Genomic DNA, 13356 nt, shown 5'->3' with positions numbered 1-13356 from the left:
CCGGCCGGTCCCGCGCGCGTCAGCGGGCCTCGAGCAGGGCGATGAACTCGTCGGCCATCGCCAGCCGGCGCGCGAGGTCGGCCCGCCGCTCCCGGGCGGCGGCGAGGTGGCCCTCGAGCTGCGCGCGCACGCCCTCGTCGACGTCGCCGGCGGCGATGCGGTCGGTGACGGCGAGCAGGTCGGCCATCTCCTCGAGCGTGAAGCCGAGCGGCTTCATGCGGCGGATGAGCAGCAGCCGCTCCACGTCGGCGTCCGTGTAGAGCCGGAACCCGCCGTCGGTGCGGGCGGAGGGGCGCAGCAGGCCGACCTCGTCGTAGTGGCGCAGGGTGCGCAGCGACAGGCCCGTCCGCTCGGCGACCGCGCCGATGTGCATCGTCGTCGGGGGCTCGTCGGTCATGGGCACCATCCTGCCGGTCGGGGGGGCGTCGGTTCGCGGACGTTCGACCCTACCCTCACGTAAGGGTAGAGTTGCCGTCGCCCCAGGGCGCCTCGCCCTGCCGTGCCCGACGTCGCGCGCGGTTCCCACCCCTCGTCACCCCGGAAGGGGACAGCCGTGCCCGCCGACACGCCCCCCGACGCCACGCCCACGTCAGCCGTCCCGATGCCCGACCCGGCCCCCGCCCCCGTGCCGGTCGACGGCGCGCCCGAGGCCGACGAGGCGTGGTCCGTCCGCTCCGCGCTGCGCTCGCCGGCGCGCCTGCGGACGGAGGTGCTCGCGGGCCTCGTCGTCGCCCTCGCGCTCATCCCCGAGGCGATCGCGTTCTCGATCATCGCGGGCGTGGACCCGCGGCTGGGCCTGTTCGCGTCGTTCACGATGGCGGTGACCATCGCGGTCGTCGGCGGGCGGCCGGCGATGATCTCCGCCGCGACCGGCGCGGTCGCGCTCGTCGTGGCGCCGGTCGTGCGCGAGCACGGGGTCGAGTACCTGCTCGCGACCGTGGTCCTGGCGGGCGTGCTGCAGGTCGTGCTCGGGCTCGCGGGCGTCGCCCGGCTCATGCGCTTCATCCCGCGCTCGGTGATGGTCGGCTTCGTCAACGCGCTCGCGATCCTCATCTTCACGTCGCAGCTCACGCACCTCGTCGACGTGCCGTGGGTCGTCTACCCGCTCGTCGCCGCCGGCATCGCGATCATGGTGCTGCTGCCACGGTTCACGACCGTCGTCCCCGCGCCCCTCGTCGCGATCGTCCTGCTCACGGTCCTCGTCGTGGCCGCCGGGATCGCCGTGCCGACCGTCGGCGACGAGGGCGCGCTGCCCGAGAGCCTGCCCACGCTGCTCGTCCCGGACGTGCCGTTCACGCTCGAGACGCTGCAGATCGTGCTCCCGTACGCGCTCGCCATGGCCGTCGTCGGCCTGCTCGAGTCGCTCATGACCGCGAAGCTCGTCGACGAGGTCACGGACACCCACTCCGACAAGACGCGCGAGTCGTGGGGGCAGGGCGTCGCGAACGTCGTCACCGGCTTCTTCGGGGGCATGGGCGGCTGCGCGATGATCGGCCAGACGATGATCAACGTGAAGGTCTCCGGCGCCCGCACGCGGATCTCCACGTTCCTCGCCGGGGTCTTCCTGCTGGCGCTGTGCGTGGGGCTCGGGGACGTCGTGGCCGTGATGCCGATGGCCGCGCTGGTCGCGGTCATGGTCATGGTCGCCGTCGGCACGTTCGACTGGCACTCGCTGCGCACGCTGCGCCGCATGCCGCTGTCCGAGACGGCCGTGATGCTCTCGACCGTCGCGGTCACCGTCGCGACGCACAACCTCGCGTACGGGGTGGGCGTCGGCGTGCTCGTCGCGACGGTCCTGTTCGCGCGCCGCGTCGCGCACCTGACGACCGTGACGCGGCTCGACGCGTCGGACGAGGACGGGACGCGCGTCTACGCCGTCGAGGGCGCGCTGTTCTTCGCGTCGTCGAACGACCTGGTGCACCGCTTCGACTACACGGGCGACCCGGAGCGCGTCGTGATCGACCTGTCCCGCGCCCACGTGTGGGACGCGTCCACGGTCGCCGCGCTCGACGCGATCCGCACCCGCTACGCCGCCCGCGGCACGCGGGTCGAGTTCGTCGGTGTCAACGCGGACAGCAGGGCGCGCCTGGACCGCCTCGCGGGCACCCTCGGCGCCGGCCACTGAGGCGACCCGCGCCCGCCCCGGGCGGTGCCGTGCAGCGTTCGTCCCACCGGGCGCGACGGACGCTGCACGTCCGTGCCGGCGCTACCGCCCGATGAGCTTCGCGGCGCCGCGGGTCGCCAGCACGCGCGAGAGGGCGACGAGCGCACCCGTGATGACGGCGGCCGCGGCGACCTCCGAGAAGTTGATGTCCTCGTCCGTGGAGTCCGCCGCCGGCGGCTTGTGCCCGCGGGTCCTCTCCCACGCCGCGTCGATGACCTTGTGGGCCACCCACGCCGCCCCGAGCGTCACGCCCATGCCGACGATCTTCGCCACCATCGACTTGTCGTTGTCCGCCACGCGTCCTCCCAGGTCCCGCACCGTGTCCGCTGCCGGGGACGACGCTAACGGCGCGCGCCCCGCTCCGCAGTCCGGTGCCGCCTGCGCCGCCCCGGACGGGCGTCCGGACCGCCGCCGCCGCGGGTCTAGGATCGGCCGTGAACGACAGGGGAGCGTCGAGCGCCGCAGGGTGCCCGGACGCTGAGAGTGCGGACCACCGCAGACCCTCGAACCTGATCCGGGTGATACCGGCGTAGGGAGTCGGGCAGCTCTTTCCCCGCCGGTCGTCGCGCCGTGCGGTGCGTCGTCGGCGGGGACCCCTCCGCACGACGACGGAGGACAGATGACCCCCCGCACGACGTGGCGCCCCGGCGCCCGTGCCCTGGCGACGGCCGGGGCCGCCGCCCTCGCCCTGACCGCCTGCTCCGCCGTCGGCTCCGGCTCCGGCAGCGGCGCGAGCGACGACGCGACCGGCACCGCCGGCGGCGGCACCGTCACGCTCGTGACCCACGAGTCCTTCGCCCTGTCGGAGGGGCTGCTCGAGCAGTTCGAGGAGGAGTCCGGGCTGACCGTCGAGGTGGTGCAGCAGGCCGACGCCGGCGCGCTCGCGAACCAGCTCGTGCTCACCAAGGACGCGCCGCTCGGTGACGTCGTCTACGGGCTCGACAACGCGTTCGCGACGCGCGCGCTCGACGAGGGCGTCGTCGTCCCGGCGGACGTGACGGCACCGGCCGCCGAGGACGCGGCCCGGTACGCGGTCGAGGGCGACGACGACGGCGCGCTGACCGCGGTCGACTACTCCGACGTCTGCGTCAACGTCGACACCGCGTGGTTCGCGGAGCAGGGGGTGCCCGAGCCGACGACGCTCGAGAGCCTGCTCGACCCGGCCTACCGCGGCCTGCTCGTCGTGCCCGACCCCGTCACCTCGTCCCCGGGGCTGGCGTTCGTCCTCGCGACGATCGGCGCGTTCGGCGAGGACGGGTGGGTCGACTACTGGGCGGGCCTGCGCGACAACGGCCTGAAGGTCGCCGACGGCTGGAGCGAGGCGTACTACACGGACTTCACCGCGGGCGGCGGCGACGGGCCGCGGCCGATCGTGCTGTCGTACGCGTCGTCCCCGCCGTTCACGGTCCCCGAGGGCGGGACGGAGCCCACCACGCGCGCGCTCCTCGACACGTGCTTCCGGCAGGTCGAGTACGCGGGGGTGCTCGCGGGCGCGGACAACCCCGAGGGCGGTGCGCAGCTGATCGACTTCCTGCTCTCCGACGCCGTCCAGGCCGACCTGCCGGGGTCGATGTACGTCTACCCGGTCAGCACCGCCGTCGAGCTGCCCGAGGAGTGGACCCGCTGGGCGCCGCTCGCCGAGCAGCCGTTCGAGGTCGCCCCGGCGGACATCGACGCGCACCGCGAGGAGTGGCTGGCGACCTGGTCCGACACGGTCGTCGGCTGACCGACCCGGGGACGAGATGACGACGACGCTCGAGCGGGCACGCCCCGCCGCACCGGCCCCCGGGCCGCGCGGCGGCGGCGTGCCGCCCGGGCGCGTCCTGTTCTGGGGCGCCGCGGTCGTCGTGCCGCTGGTGTTCCTCGGCGTGTTCTTCGCCTGGCCGGTCGCGGCGATCGTCGGCCGCGGGTTCGTCACCGACGGCGCGCTCGACCTGGGCGGGTTCGCGGACGTGCTGGGCCGGCCGCGCACGTGGCGGATCGTCGGGCAGACCCTCACGCAGGCGACGCTCGGCACGCTGGGGTCGGTGCTGCTCGGGGTCCCCGCCGCGTACCTGCTGCACCGGTGCACGTTCCCGGGGCGCGCGGCGGTGCGGGCGTTCGTCACCGTGCCGTTCGTGCTGCCGACGGTGGTGGTCGGCGTCGCGTTCCGCTCGCTGCTGGTCGAGGGCGGGCTGCTCGGCGGGCTCGGGCTCGGGCTCGACGGGACCATGACGGCGATCGTCCTGGCGCTCGTCTTCTTCAACACCGCCGTCGTCGTACGCACGGTGGGTGGGCTGTGGGAGCGGCTCGACCCGCGCGCCGAGCAGGCCGCGCGCTCGCTCGGCGCGTCGCCGTGGCGGGCCTTCCGGACCGTGACGCTGCCCGCGCTCGCCCCCGCGATCGCGTCCGCCGCGTCCCTGACGTTCCTGTTCTGCGCGACCGCGTTCGGCACCGTGCTCGTGCTGGGCGGGCGGCAGTTCGGCACGGTCGAGACCGAGATCTGGGTGCAGACCACGCAGTTCCTCGACCTGCGCGCCGCCGCCGTGCTGTCGGTCGTGCAGCTCGTCGTCGTGGTCGCCGCGCTCGCGCTCGCGGGCCGCGCCCGCGCCCGCACCGAGCGGGCGCTGCACCTGACCGAGCCCGTCGACGCGGCGCACCCCGTGCGCCTGCGCGACCCGTTCGACATGGTCGCCGTCGTCGTCACCGCCGTCACCGTCGCCGGCCTGATCGCGCTGCCGCTGGTCAACCTCGTGGTCCGCTCGCTGCGCACGCCGGACGGGTGGGGACTGGGCAACTACGCCCGGCTCGCCGAGCCCGCTGACGTGCTGCGCGTGACCCCGTGGGAGGCGGCCGTGACGTCGCTGCGGGTCGCGCTCGACGCGACCGTGATCGCGGTGCTCGTCGGCGGCCTGGTCGCGCTCGTGGTGTCGCGCCGGCCGCGCGCCGCGGCCGGGCGGCGGGCCGTGGCAGGGCTCGACGCGCTGTTCATGCTGCCGCTCGGGGTGTCCGCGGTGACGGTCGGGTTCGGGTTCCTCGTGTCGATGGACCGACCGCTCGGCCTCCCGCTGGACCTGCGGACGTCCGGCGTGCTCGTGCCGGTCGCGCAGGCGGTCGTCGCCGTGCCGCTCGTCGTGCGGACCGTGCTGCCGGTGCTCCGCGCGATCGACCCGCGGCTGCGGGAGGCGGCGGCGACGCTCGGCGCGTCCCCGGCGCGTGTCCTGCGCACGGTGGACCTGGCGGTCGCGCTGCGCTCGCTCGGCCTCGCGCTGGGGTTCGCGTTCGCCGCGTCGCTGGGGGAGTTCGGCGCGACGTCGTTCCTCGCTCGTCCCGAGAACCCGACGCTGCCGGTCGTCATCTTCCGGCTGCTCGGGCGGCCGGGTGTCGACAACTACGGGACCGCCCTGGCGGCGTCCGTGCTGCTCGCGGCGCTGACCGCGGGGATCGTGGCGGTGTGCGAGCGGCTGCGCTCGCCCGGTGTGGGGAGCAGCTGGTGAGCGACGGTCTGGGCGTGCGCGAGGTCGTGGTGCGGTACCCGGGCGCGGCGCGCCCCGCGGTGGACGCGGTGTCGCTCGACGTGCCGGTGGGGGAGGTCGTCGCGCTGCTCGGCCCGTCGGGCTGCGGCAAGTCGTCGCTGCTGCGCGCGGTGGCGGGGCTCGAGCCGCTCGCGGCGGGCGACGTCGCCTGGGACGGCGTCGGGGTGACGGGCGTGCCCGTGCACCGGCGCGGGTTCGGCCTGCTGTTCCAGGACGGCCAGCTGTTCGGGCACCTCGACGTCGCGGGCAACGTCGCCTACGGCCTCGCGGGCCGGCCCCGGGCGGAGCGCGCCGCACGCGTCGCCGAGCTGCTCGACCTCGTCGGGCTGCCCGGCACGCAGCGCCGCGACGTCGCGACGCTGTCCGGTGGCGAGCGCCAGCGGGTCGCCCTGGCCCGTGCCCTCGCACCGCGCCCGCGCCTGCTGCTGCTCGACGAGCCGCTGTCCGCGCTCGACCGCTCCCTGCGCGAGCGGCTCGCGCTCGACCTGCGCGACGTGCTCGTCGCCACCGGCACGACCGCGCTGTTCGTCACGCACGACCACGACGAGGCGTTCGCCGTCGCCGACCGGGTCGCCGTCATGGACGCCGGACGCCTGCTCCAGGTCGCCGCACCCGCGGCCCTGTGGTCCCGGCCCGCGTCGCGGCGCGTCGCGGAGTTCCTCGGGTACGAGGCGTTCGTCGAGGTGCCGGCCGACCGCGACGGTGCCGAGCCCGCCGTGCGGGCGCTCGTCGGAGCGGTCGAGCCGCGCCCCGGGGCCGGCACGACGCTCGCGCTGGCGGCCGGTGCGCTGGTCGTGCGGACCGGGGCGGCGGGCGCCGGCGACGTCGTCGGCACGGTGACGCTGCTGCGGTCGCGGCGCGGGCGCACCGAGGTCGTCGTCGACGTGCCGGGTGTGGGGCGCGTGACCGCGTTCGCCCCGGCCGGGTGGTCGTGCGAGCCCGGCACGAGCGTCCTGCTGCGTGCCGACCCGGCGGCGGTCGCGCCGCTGCCGGGCACGTGGGTCGCCCCGGACGTCGCGACCGCCTGACCGCGCGCAGCGCCGTCGTCGCGTCCACCGCCCCTGCGCCCGACCCCCCGCGTGGGTACGGTCGGAGGACGAACCGGGAGACAGCGGACAGGAGTGAGCACCGATGACGCTGGAGCACCGTCAGATCGTGTCGGTCGAGATCGCCGCGCCGGTGGCGACGGTGTGGGCGCACCTGCGCGAGCCACGGCTGGTGGGGCGCTGGTTCGGGTGGGACTACGACGGCCTCGACGCGGAGATCCGGCAGATCTTCGTCGACCAGGTGCGCGAGCACCACGAGCACGCCGACGGCGTCACGCGCCGCACGCTGACGTGGCGTGACCACGACGTCCTCGCGGTCACCGCCCGCGACGACGATCCCCGCCGCACGCACGTCACCGTGACCCGCCGCAGCCACGACGGGCTCGCGCGGTTCGACGGGGTGTACGACGAGATCGACGAGGGCTGGATCGCGTTCGTGCAGCAGCTGCGGTTCGCGCTCGAGCAGCACCCGGACGCCGAGCGCGTGACGCTGTCCGCGCTGGGCATGGACGCGGGGGACCGCCGCGACCCGCTGCTCTACCGCACCGGCCTGCACGGCGTGCGCGGGCTGCCGGTCGGGGCGCACGTGGACGTCACCCGGCCCGACGGGTCGCGCGTCGGCGGCACGCTCGTCTACCGCACGGAGCACCAGGTGGGCATCCACCTGCACGGCATCGCCGAGTCGCTGCTCGTCCTCATGTTCGAGCCGCCGGGGCACCGGCCGCCGCACGGGCGGGTGTCCGCCGTCCTGTCCACGTACGGCCTGGACGACGCCACCCTCGCCGAGGCGCGGCGGCGGTGGGCCGGCTGGTGGGGCGCCGTGGCGCCGAGCGCGTCCTGACGCGGCCTCAGCCGCGGCGTGCGCCGCAGCCGAACACGATCGCGTAGCCGTCCGGGTCCCGGACGGTGACGTTGCGGAACGTCATGCCGTCGCTGTGGGTGGCCTCGACCGGCCCGGCACCCGTGTCGGCGCCCCGCTCGTGGAGCTCGGCGACGAGGGCGTCGAAGTCGTCGAACTCGACGAAGACGTAGGAGTCCCAGCCCTCCTGCGGACCCTGCCAGTCGGTGGGGTACGTGTCCCGCGCCGCGGCGACCGCGTTCGGGCGCACGTCCGCCGGGTCCGCGGCCTGCTGGAGCACGAGCTGGAACGCGTCGCGCAGCGCGTGCCCCCAGCCGTCGACCTCGCACCCGAGCACGTCCCGGTACCAGGCCTGCGACCCGGCCAGGTCCCGCACGAGCCGGACCTGCCGGCTGCCCGTCAGCGGCACGGAGCCCATCGCACGTCTCCCCTCGTCGTGGTGCACGGGCCACCCGTGCGACGCGACCGTAGCGGGGCCCGCCGACACCCGGCGTGCCCCGCCGTGCCGATCCGCGCCCGGGCGGGCGGGGCGCCCGACGTCCGCCCAGACTGGACCGGACGGGCGAGCGCGAGGAGGGGCAGATGCGCCGAGCCATGGTGACCGCGGCGGCCGCCGCGGGCCTGCTGCTGAGCGGGTGCGCCGGGGGAGGGCCGGACGCCGTGCCGCCGACGGTCGCGACGGACCCCGCCGACGACCAGGTGCGCGCGGAGTCGGTCGACGACCGCATCGACGCGCTCGAGGGGCGCCTGCAGGACGCCGACGAGGACGTGCGGTCCCAGGCCGCGCCCGCGCTCGACGAGGCGCGCCTGGCAGTGGGCGAGGCGCTCTCCGTGCGGGACCGCGGCACCGAGCAGGGGCGCGCCGACGCCGCCGAGCGGGTCGAGGCCGCCGTCGAGGAGCTCGAGGCGACGTCCGAGGGCGTCTCCGACGCCTACACCCGCGACCTCACCACCCTGACGGACGACCTGCGCCGCCTGGCGGAGAGCCTGCGCGTCCCCGAGAACGACGACCGCTGACGGCGGTCGGGACCACGACGACCCCGGGAGGACCCCATGCCCACGTTCCGAGTGTCCGGCACCGCGCTGCCCACCGCCGAGGCCGGTGACGTCGCCTCGCTCGACGACGCCCTCGCGGGGGAGGAGGGCGTCGCCGTCGAGGAGGCGACGCGGCAGGACGACGGCGGCGTGCAGTTCACGCTGACGGTGGAGGCGGAGGACGCGTCCGTGGCCGCCGAGGTGGGCCGCCGCGTCGGGGACCGCCTGAGCCCCGGGTCCACGGTCACCGTGCTCGAGTGACGTGCGCGGCGGCGCCCTCCGCGCCGCCGCGCACGCGCGTCACAGCTCGCGCTGCCACTCCCCGACGCAGCCCTCGGGGCGGAACCCGAGGGCGGCGTTGATCGCGAGCATCCAGCTGTTCTCCTCGGCGTTCCACGTGCTGATGCGACGCACCGAGGGCAGCGCGCGGGCGAGCAGGTCGAGCTGCGCGATCTTCACGAGCATCCCGAGGCGGCGTCCCCGGTGCTCCTTCAGCACGAGGGTGTCGCCCTGCCACACGAACTCGTCGCTGTGCCCGGGCACCTGGAACGACGAGAACGCGACCAGCGTGCCGGTCGGCACGTGCTCGACGGCCGACGTCAGCAGGTGCTCGCCGCGGGCGAGGACCTGCTCCTCGACGCGGCGGACGCGCTCGGCGTCCCAGCGGTCCTCCTCGAAGTCGAGGCCGCCGAGCGGGACGTCCGTGCTCATGCGGGTGTTGAGCAGCGCGAACTGCTCGACCCACGCGTCGGGGCACGCGTCCTGCCACTGCACGAGCCGGTAGTCGGCCCCCGCCCGCTCGAGCGCGGCGGCCCGGTGGGTCTCGAGCACGTCCGCGGGCACGGGCAGGTGCAGGCGCGAGTGCCGGACGACCTGCTCGAGCCGCCACCCGTGACCCTGGGCGAACCGCACCGACGGGGCGTCGGCGGGGACGCGTCCCGACCCGGTGGGGGCCGACAGCGCGCCGGGTCCCTCGGGCGGCTCGACGGCGTGGTCGGTCTCGGCGACGAGCTTGGTGCGGCCGTCGCCGCGCGCGAGCTCGACGGCGGCCGCGTGCAGCGCGGCGCCGATGCCCCGGCCACGGTGCTCGGGCCGCACGCCGACGTCGGCGTAGCCGGTGTGGGTGTTCTCCTGCAGGGGCAGGTCGAGCCGGGCGTACCCGACGACACGGTCGGGGTCGCCGTCGGCGCCGTCGACGACCGCGACCACCCGGCGACGCCGCGTGTACCGCTGGTGCTGCAGGTCGGAGAACGTCTCCTGCTCGGTGCCGCCGAAGTCGTCGTGGCCCCAGTCGGCGCGGATGACCGCGTTGCGCGCCCGGACCATGCCGACGAGCAGCCAGGCCTCGGGGTCCTCGCGCGTGAGCACGAGCGGCAGCTCGTGCAGGGCGAAGGTGGTGGTGGTCGTGCCGTCCATGCCTGCCACTGTCCTCGCGGCCGCGCGCCGCGGTCGACCCAATTTGTCCCCCGTCGCCGAACCTCACCCGCCTCAAGCACCGCCCGTCCGAGCGCCGACCTCGGGGCTTCCGCGCCGAGAACCGCACCCCGGGTGCCGGTCTCGGCGCCGGACCACCGGCCTGGGCGCGCGGGGCCCGCGGCACGCAGGGCTTAGGGTGCGGCGGTGGTGTGGCTCGAGGTCGTCGGCTGGGTCGGTTCCGTGCTGGTCGTGCTGTCCCTCATGCAGGCGCGCGTGTGGCGCTTCCGGGTGATGAACCTCGTCGGCTCGCTGCTCGCGACCGCGTACAACGCGGTCTTCGGCATCTGGGCGTTCGCGGCGATGAACGGCGCGATCTCGCTCATCAACGTCTACTGGCTCCTGCGGCTGCGGCGCGAGCGCGGGGACGCGGCCGTGTACGCGGTCGTCGAGGTCGCCCCCGACGACGCGTACCTGCGTCACGTGCTGGCGGTGCACGCGGACGACGTCGGCCGGCACCGCACCGTGCCCGCCCGGGACGTCGGCCCCGGCGCCGGTGCCGAGCTCGCGTTCCTCGTGGTCCGCGGCGACGAGACCGTCGGCGTCGTGCTCGTGCGTGACGCGGGGGACGGCACCGGCGTCGTGCTGCTCGACTGGGTGACCCCGCGGTTCCGCGACTTCACGCCCGGGGAGTTCGTCTACCGCGACAGCGACGTGTTCGCGGCGCACGGGCTGCGGCGGCTGGTGGTGCCGACCGCGCCCCCGGGATCGGTCGCGTACCTGGAGCGCGTCGGCTTCCGGCGGGCCGCCGGGGAGACGTGGGAGCGGCCGGTCCTCGCCGCCGCCTGACCGCCTCGCGCGCGGCCTACCCCGCCGCCGCGCGGGCCGCCGCGAGCCGCTCGGCGAGGTGCACGCGCTCGGCCGTCGCCGGGACCAGCGCGAGCGCCCGCTCGAACGCCGCGGCCGCCTCGTCCGCGCGCCCGGCCCGCAGCAGCAGCTCCCCGCGCACCGCGGGCAGGCGGTGGTGGTGGGCCAGCGCGGCGTCGAGCCCGTCGAGCAGCGCCAGGCCGGCCGACGGCCCGGCGGCCTCCGCCACCGCGACGGCCCGCGCCAGCCGGACCACCGGCGAGCCCGTGCGCTGCTCGAGCGCGGCGTACAGCCCGGCGACGACGTCCCAGCGGGTCGCGTCCGCGGACGGCGCCGCCGCGTGCTCGGCGGCGACGAGCGCCTGCAGCCGGTGGTCCTCGGCGAGCCCGTCGAGCGGGGGCAGCGCGCGCACCAGCGCGAGACCCTCCGCGATCTCGTCGGCGTGCCAGCGGCTGCGGTCCTGGTCGGGCAGCAGGACGATCCGCCCGTCGGCGTCGACGCGCGTGTCGCGGCGCGAGTGCTGCAGCAGCTCGAGCGCGAGCAGGGCGCGCAGCCCCGGCCGTCCGCCGACCAGCCGGTCGAGCTCGCGCGTCAGCCGGATCGCCTCGTCCGCGAGGTCGACGCGCAGGCCGCCGGGGACGTCGGCCGGCTGGTAGCCGGCGGTGAACAGCAGGTACAGCACGGTCGCGACCGCATCGAGGCGCTCGTCGAGCCGGTCGGGCGGCGGCACGGCGAACGGGATGCCTGACGTCGCGAGCCGCTTCTTCGCGCGCGTCAGCCGCGCCGACATCGCGGTGTGCTGCACGAGCTGCAGCCGCGCGATGTCCGCCGTGCCCAGGCCCACGACGAAGCGCAGCGTCAGCGCCACCCGGTCCGCCGGCGCGAGGGCGGGGTGGGAGCACGTCAGGACGAGCCGCAGCTGCTCGTCGGCCACGTGCGCGCCCGGGTCCTCAGCCGCCGCGGCGAGCGCCCGCAGCTCGGCGTCGACGACCATGAGCGGCTCCTTGCGCCGGTGGACGGCCTGCGTCCGCAGCCGGTCGAGGACCCGGCGCCGGGCCGCGGTGAGCAGCCAGGCGCCGGGCCGGTCGGGGACGCCGTCGACGGGCCAGGTGCGCGCCGCCGCCTCGAACGCGTCGGCGGCGCCGTCCTCCGCGAGGTCGGGGCTCGCGAACTGCGCGACGAGCAGCGCGACGACCGACGACCAGTGCGCGCGCCAGGCGTCGGCGAGCGCCGCGTCGACCTCGGTCACCGCGGCCCGTCGCCGAGCCCGGGGTGGTGCGTCACGCGTCGCCCGAGTGGTCCACGATCGGACGGATCTCGACCGTGCCGCCGTCCATGATCATCGGCACGAGCGCCTGCAGGCCCGCGAGGTCCGCCGTGCGGATCAGGTAGTACCCGCCGAGCTGCTCGACGGTCTCCGTGTAGGGCCCGTCGACCACCTCGTACCCGTCGGCCCCCGGCCGCACGAGCGTGGCGCTGCGCGCGCCCTGCAGCTCCTCCCCGCCGACGATCTCGTGGCCCGCCTCGGCGCACGCCTTCGAGAAGCGGTCGTGGTCGGCGTACGCCGCCGCCATCTGCTCCGGCGTCGCGTCCGCCCACGGCGCCTCGTCGCCCCACAGCATCACCAGGTACGTCTGCGCCTCGGCCATCGCCTGTCTCCTCTCGACCCGGGGCACCCACTGTGCCCGTCACCCACCCCGACGCGCGAGGGTCCCGGATTTCGACAGCGGCGTCCTCGCCCTGCGGTGCGGCCGGGCCCGACCTAGCGTGGCAGGGACATCGCACCCGACCCGAAGGAGCGGAGCCATGCCCACCACCGACCTCACCGGCCGCCGCGTGCTCGCCGTCGTGACGAACTACGGCGTGGAGCAGGACGAGCTGGTCGTCCCCGTCGAGCACCTGCGCGAGGCGGGCGCCCAGGTCGACGTCGCCGCCGTCGAGGAGTCCGGAGTCCAGACGCTCGTCGGCGACAAGGACCCGGGCCGCACGGTCGACCCGGACACGACGATCTCGGCTGTCGACGGCCAGGGGTACGACCTGCTGCTCGTGCCCGGCGGCACCATCAACGCGGACAACCTGCGCCTGCAGGACGACGCGGTCGCGATCGTCCGCGAGTTCGCCACCTCGGGCCGGCCGGTCGCGGCGATCTGCCACGGCCCCTGGTCCCTCGTCGAGGCGGGCCTGCTGCAGGGCAAGACGCTCACCTCGTACCCGTCGCTGGCCACGGACGTGCGCAACGCCGGCGGCGAGTGGGTCGACAAGTCGGTCGTGAGCGACGACGCCGAGGGCTTCACCCTCATCACCTCCCGCACGCCCGACGACCTCGACGACTTCCTCGGCGCGGTGGACGCCGCGCTCGCGGGAGCCGCCGCGTCGGACGCCTGACCAGCAACGACGCGGCGCGCATGACTTTCCGGGCAAGACCGGCACCGGGCGCGATCCGGTGCCGGTGCCCGG

The 13356-nt window shown here is 76.0% G+C and carries 15 protein-coding genes; 9 read left to right on the top strand and 6 right to left on the bottom strand.

Annotated features, from left to right (window positions below; all coding sequences use genetic code 11):
- Nucleotides 1–19: 19 nt before the first annotated feature.
- Nucleotides 20–397 (bottom strand): MerR family transcriptional regulator, encoded by a 378-nt coding sequence (locus FB586_RS00700; protein ID WP_136517434.1) that lies wholly within the window; start codon nucleotides 395–397, stop codon nucleotides 20–22.
- Between the two features lie 204 nt (nucleotides 398–601).
- Between FB586_RS00700 and FB586_RS00695 the strand changes: the two genes are divergently transcribed.
- Nucleotides 602–2125, top strand: coding sequence for a SulP family inorganic anion transporter (locus FB586_RS00695; RefSeq protein WP_136518222.1), 1524 nt, complete (start codon nucleotides 602–604; stop codon nucleotides 2123–2125).
- Between the two features lie 81 nt (nucleotides 2126–2206).
- Here FB586_RS00695 and FB586_RS00690 read toward each other — a convergent pair whose 3' ends face one another.
- Entirely contained in the window at nucleotides 2207–2461 is a 255-nt protein-coding gene (locus FB586_RS00690; RefSeq protein WP_246036283.1) for a DUF4235 domain-containing protein, read from the bottom strand.
- 322 nt (nucleotides 2462–2783) lie between these two features.
- Between FB586_RS00690 and FB586_RS00685 the strand changes: the two genes are divergently transcribed.
- The 4 genes from FB586_RS00685 (at nucleotide 2784) to FB586_RS00670 (ending at nucleotide 7566) form a co-directional block, all read left to right on the top strand.
- Nucleotides 2784–3890, top strand: a complete 1107-nt coding sequence (locus FB586_RS00685) for a thiamine ABC transporter substrate-binding protein (RefSeq protein ID WP_136517433.1) — start codon at nucleotides 2784–2786, stop codon at nucleotides 3888–3890.
- Between the two features lie 16 nt (nucleotides 3891–3906).
- On the top strand, nucleotides 3907–5640 hold the full coding sequence (locus FB586_RS00680; protein ID WP_136517432.1) for an ABC transporter permease: 1734 nt from the start codon (nucleotides 3907–3909) through the stop codon (nucleotides 5638–5640).
- Nucleotides 5637–6707 (top strand): ABC transporter ATP-binding protein, encoded by a 1071-nt coding sequence (locus tag FB586_RS00675; protein ID WP_136517431.1) that lies wholly within the window; start codon nucleotides 5637–5639, stop codon nucleotides 6705–6707. The genes FB586_RS00680 and FB586_RS00675 overlap by 4 nt, the downstream gene beginning before the upstream one ends.
- Nucleotides 6708–6810: 103 nt before the next feature.
- Nucleotides 6811–7566 (top strand): SRPBCC family protein, encoded by a 756-nt coding sequence (locus tag FB586_RS00670; RefSeq protein WP_136517430.1) that lies wholly within the window; start codon nucleotides 6811–6813, stop codon nucleotides 7564–7566.
- Nucleotides 7567–7573: 7 nt separating this feature from the next.
- Here the strand turns inward: FB586_RS00670 and FB586_RS00665 are convergent, their stop codons facing one another.
- Nucleotides 7574–8002, bottom strand: a complete 429-nt coding sequence (locus tag FB586_RS00665) for a VOC family protein (protein WP_136517429.1) — start codon at nucleotides 8000–8002, stop codon at nucleotides 7574–7576.
- 164 nt (nucleotides 8003–8166) lie between these two features.
- Between FB586_RS00665 and FB586_RS00660 the strand changes: the two genes are divergently transcribed.
- Both FB586_RS00660 and FB586_RS00655 read left to right on the top strand, forming a co-directional pair.
- Entirely contained in the window at nucleotides 8167–8601 is a 435-nt protein-coding gene (locus tag FB586_RS00660) for a hypothetical protein (protein WP_136517428.1), read from the top strand.
- A gap of 36 nt (nucleotides 8602–8637) precedes the next feature.
- Nucleotides 8638–8880 (top strand): hypothetical protein, encoded by a 243-nt coding sequence (locus tag FB586_RS00655; RefSeq protein WP_136517427.1) that lies wholly within the window; start codon nucleotides 8638–8640, stop codon nucleotides 8878–8880.
- Between the two features lie 39 nt (nucleotides 8881–8919).
- Here the strand turns inward: FB586_RS00655 and FB586_RS00650 are convergent, their stop codons facing one another.
- Entirely contained in the window at nucleotides 8920–10035 is a 1116-nt protein-coding gene (locus tag FB586_RS00650; RefSeq protein ID WP_136517426.1) for a GNAT family N-acetyltransferase, read from the bottom strand.
- A 204-nt stretch (nucleotides 10036–10239) separates the two neighbouring features.
- On the opposite strand from FB586_RS00650, the gene FB586_RS00645 reads away from it, so the two are divergent.
- Nucleotides 10240–10881 (top strand): YgjV family protein, encoded by a 642-nt coding sequence (locus tag FB586_RS00645; RefSeq protein ID WP_136517425.1) that lies wholly within the window; start codon nucleotides 10240–10242, stop codon nucleotides 10879–10881.
- A gap of 16 nt (nucleotides 10882–10897) precedes the next feature.
- On the opposite strand, the gene FB586_RS00640 is transcribed toward FB586_RS00645, so the two are convergent.
- Both FB586_RS00640 and FB586_RS00635 read right to left on the bottom strand, forming a co-directional pair.
- Nucleotides 10898–12148 (bottom strand): RNA polymerase sigma factor, encoded by a 1251-nt coding sequence (locus FB586_RS00640; protein WP_136517424.1) that lies wholly within the window; start codon nucleotides 12146–12148, stop codon nucleotides 10898–10900.
- A 31-nt stretch (nucleotides 12149–12179) separates the two neighbouring features.
- A complete protein-coding gene (locus FB586_RS00635) occupies nucleotides 12180–12548 on the bottom strand; it encodes a YciI family protein (protein WP_136517423.1) in 369 nt (122 codons plus the stop codon).
- Between the two features lie 157 nt (nucleotides 12549–12705).
- On the opposite strand from FB586_RS00635, the gene FB586_RS00630 reads away from it, so the two are divergent.
- Nucleotides 12706–13284, top strand: a complete 579-nt coding sequence (locus FB586_RS00630) for a type 1 glutamine amidotransferase domain-containing protein (RefSeq protein WP_136517422.1) — start codon at nucleotides 12706–12708, stop codon at nucleotides 13282–13284.
- Nucleotides 13285–13356 lie beyond the last annotated feature (72 nt).

This window comes from Cellulomonas telluris, from assembly GCF_004886325.1.
In the GTDB taxonomy this organism is placed as follows: domain Bacteria; phylum Actinomycetota; class Actinomycetes; order Actinomycetales; family Cellulomonadaceae; genus Cellulomonas; species Cellulomonas telluris.
The sequence above is the reverse complement of the archived record's forward strand: the minus strand, read 5'-3'. Positions and strand labels throughout refer to the sequence as shown.

Bases quoted from the DNA above. Each gene is read 5' to 3' on its own strand.
- FB586_RS00700 (WP_136517434.1), bottom strand. From the start codon at position 397: ATGACCGACGAGCCCCCGACGACGATGCACATCGGCGCGGTCGCCGAG.
- FB586_RS00695 (WP_136518222.1), top strand. From the start codon at position 602: ATGCCCGACCCGGCCCCCGCCCCCGTGCCGGTCGACGGCGCGCCCGAG.
- FB586_RS00685 (WP_136517433.1), top strand. From the start codon at position 2,784: ATGACCCCCCGCACGACGTGGCGCCCCGGCGCCCGTGCCCTGGCGACG.
- FB586_RS00680 (WP_136517432.1), top strand. From the start codon at position 3,907: ATGACGACGACGCTCGAGCGGGCACGCCCCGCCGCACCGGCCCCCGGG.
- FB586_RS00670 (WP_136517430.1), top strand. From the start codon at position 6,811: ATGACGCTGGAGCACCGTCAGATCGTGTCGGTCGAGATCGCCGCGCCG.
- FB586_RS00665 (WP_136517429.1), bottom strand. From the start codon at position 8,002: ATGGGCTCCGTGCCGCTGACGGGCAGCCGGCAGGTCCGGCTCGTGCGG.
- FB586_RS00660 (WP_136517428.1), top strand. From the start codon at position 8,167: ATGCGCCGAGCCATGGTGACCGCGGCGGCCGCCGCGGGCCTGCTGCTG.
- FB586_RS00655 (WP_136517427.1), top strand. From the start codon at position 8,638: ATGCCCACGTTCCGAGTGTCCGGCACCGCGCTGCCCACCGCCGAGGCC.
- FB586_RS00650 (WP_136517426.1), bottom strand. From the start codon at position 10,035: ATGGACGGCACGACCACCACCACCTTCGCCCTGCACGAGCTGCCGCTC.
- FB586_RS00635 (WP_136517423.1), bottom strand. From the start codon at position 12,548: ATGGCCGAGGCGCAGACGTACCTGGTGATGCTGTGGGGCGACGAGGCG.
- FB586_RS00630 (WP_136517422.1), top strand. From the start codon at position 12,706: ATGCCCACCACCGACCTCACCGGCCGCCGCGTGCTCGCCGTCGTGACG.